Source organism: Chrysiogenia bacterium (assembly GCA_020434085.1).
Lineage (GTDB): Bacteria > JAGRBM01 > JAGRBM01 > JAGRBM01 > JAGRBM01 > JAGRBM01.
This window is the reverse complement of record JAGRBM010000073.1, coordinates 1-2,602: the sequence shown is the minus strand read 5'-3', so window position 1 is coordinate 2,602 and position 2,602 is coordinate 1. Positions and strand designations below refer to the sequence as shown.

Below are 2,602 nucleotides of genomic sequence, written 5' to 3'. Positions count from 1 at the left end.
TCCGATGAAGCGCATCTGGGACAAAATCTCCGACAACGGTCCGGCCCTCGTGCTCGTGGCGGCGGTAGGCTTTTCGGTCATGGTGCTGGGCGTGCGCGCGGCCAAGCCGCTGCCCGCCGCAGAGGTCACCTTCCTGCGTTTCTTTTTCGCCGGGCTGGCCATGTGGGGCTTGCACGGGATCGGGGTGGTGCGTCTGGAGTTCCACAACCGCCGCCTGCTCGCGCTCCGCGGGATCATTGCCGGCGGCGCGGTGACGTGTTTCTTCTTCGCCATCCAGCACGTGCACATCGGCGTGGCGACCCTGCTCAACAATACGTTCCCGTTCTTCGCGCTGGTGGTGGCCGTGTTCTTCGGGCAGGAGCGCTTCAACCGCCACAACGCCGTCTCGCTGGGACTGGCTGCCTCGGGCCTCTACTTCATCTTCGCCCCGCGCATCGGCGCCTTCGGCGTGGAGCTTGGAACCGCGCTCGGGCTGATCTCGGGGATGCTGGGTGGCTGCGCCTTTGTCGTGATCCGCGAGCTTCGTCGCACAGACGAGGCCCCGGCCATCTATGCCGCCATGAGCATGGGCGGCGCGGCGATTTCCCTGCCGCTTGCGCTGGCCGACTGGCAGGTGCCGACCCCGCGCGAGTGGGGCTGGGTGCTGGTGGTGGCGGTGGGCTCGACCATCGCGCAGCTCCTGATGAACCACGCGCTTCGTTACCTGACCGCCAGCGCCGGCGCCGTAACCGCCATGGCGACGACGGTCTTTGCCTCCCTCTGGGGCATCTTTCTGTTCGGAGAAATCTACCCGCAGAGTTTCTGGGTGGGCGCCGCGCTCATCTTCTGCGCCGCCAGCTACATCGCCTGGCAGGGCAAGAAAAACAGAGCTGTCGGCGCCGACATCCAGGCGGAAGCGAGTTAAACCGCCAAGGCGCCGTAGGGGCGGGGTCTACCCGCCCACCCCCGGGTATCCGTGGGTATCCGTGCCGATTCAGGACAGGGCGAGTAGACCTCGCCCCTACTTTCAGCCGTGAATTTCTCTGTTGATTGAGGGCCAATCGTGGTTAACTTTCCTCCATGGTTGAGCGGCACATTGACCCCCTGCCGGAGGGTGCCCATGAGGCCCGTTACTGGCATACCGAGGACGACGAGCGGATCGTCTGCACCCTCTGCCCGCGTCTTTGCAAGGTAAAGGAGGGGCAGGCGGGGTTCTGTTTTATCCGCCAGAACCACGGCGGAAAGCTCTACAACATCGGTTATGGCCGCCCCAGCGGCTTTGCGGCTGATCCCATTGAGAAGAAACCGCTCTCGCACTTCCTGCCGGGCAGCTCGGTCCTGAGCTTCGGCACGGTGGGTTGCAACCTCGGATGCAAGTTCTGCCAGAACTGGGACATCTCCAAGGCGCGCGAGAAGTCGCGGCTCATTCCCGAAGTCACGCCCGAGCAGGTCGTGGCGCTTGCCAGACGCGAGGACTGCGCGAGCATCGCCTACACCTACAACGACCCGGTGATCTTCGCTGAATTCGTCGAGGACGTCGCCCGCGAGGCACGCGGGCAGGGTATCCGCTCGGTCGCCGTTACCGCAGGCTACATCACCGAAGAAGCGCGCCCGGAGTTTTACGAGAACATCGACGCGGCCAACGTGGATTTGAAGGCCTTCACCGATGACTTCTATCGCAAGGTCACGCTCTCGGAACTCGAACCCGTGCTGGAGACTCTCAAGTGGATCAAGCACGAGAGTGACGTGTGGCTGGAGATTACGAACCTGATCATTCCGGGTTACAACGACGATCCGGGCGAGACGCGCAAGATGGCTGAGTGGATTCTCGAAAACCTCGGCCCCGACGTGCCCGTGCACTTCACGGCCTTCCATCCCGACTACAAGTTCATGCACACTCGCGGCACGCCGCCGGAGATGCTGAGCCTGGCCTGCCGCATCGCCCGCGACGTGGGACTCCACTATGTCTACACCGGCAACGTCCATGACCCGGCGGGTGGCACGACGTTCTGCCCGGGCTGCGCCGCGCCGCTCGTCGTGCGCGACTGGCACCGCATCCTCAAGCTCGATGTCAAAGACGGCAAGTGTCCCCACTGCGAGCACGAAATTGCCGGCGTGTGGGAACTGCCCGAGCACGATCGCAAGACCGACCGTCCGCGTCGGGTGATCTAGAGATTCAGCAATAAGAAAACCGCCAAGGCGCCAAGGTCGCCAAGCAGGTTTGAATTGCTCCGGCTTCGTTGGCGTTCTTGGCGCCTTGGCGGTATTTTAAATCCCGAAATCTGGCGGTACTAGATCTCGCGCACGACCTTGCTGCGCTCGCGGCGCCACTGGGCGCCCCAGACGCCGCGGTCGCTGGCGTAGCCGAAGCTGATTACCATGGGGATGTCCCAGGTCCGCTTCCACTTGCTGCGCTTGAGGCCCACGATGTCGCCGACGACGAGCGGGTCGTTGCCTTCCATCGGACAAGAATCGAAACCCTTGGCCTTGGCGGCAAGCATCATGTTCTCGCAGGCCAGCGCCGTACTCTTTACCGCCCACACGCGCATGTCCTCACGCCCGTTGGGCCCGCGCGGCACCGGGCGGGTAAGGCCGGCCACCGTGCTGGTCAGATCGCGCAGGC

The 2,602-nt window shown here is 64.0% G+C and carries 3 protein-coding genes; 2 read left to right on the top strand and 1 reads right to left on the bottom strand.

From position 1 onward, the window contains the following. A partial coding sequence (locus tag KDH09_02530; GenBank protein ID MCB0218546.1) for a DMT family transporter occupies window positions 1–904 on the top strand: 904 nt, incomplete at its 5' end. Between the two features lie 155 nt (window positions 905–1,059). Then, the gene (gene amrS, locus KDH09_02525; protein ID MCB0218545.1) at window positions 1,060–2,151 is read left to right on the top strand and encodes an AmmeMemoRadiSam system radical SAM enzyme; all 1,092 of its coding nucleotides are present in this window, start codon (window positions 1,060–1,062) and stop codon (window positions 2,149–2,151) included. A gap of 119 nt (window positions 2,152–2,270) precedes the next feature. Here amrS and KDH09_02520 read toward each other — a convergent pair. Beyond that, the coding region (locus KDH09_02520; GenBank protein ID MCB0218544.1) for a nitroreductase family protein at window positions 2,271–2,602 on the bottom strand (332 nt) is incomplete at its 5' end.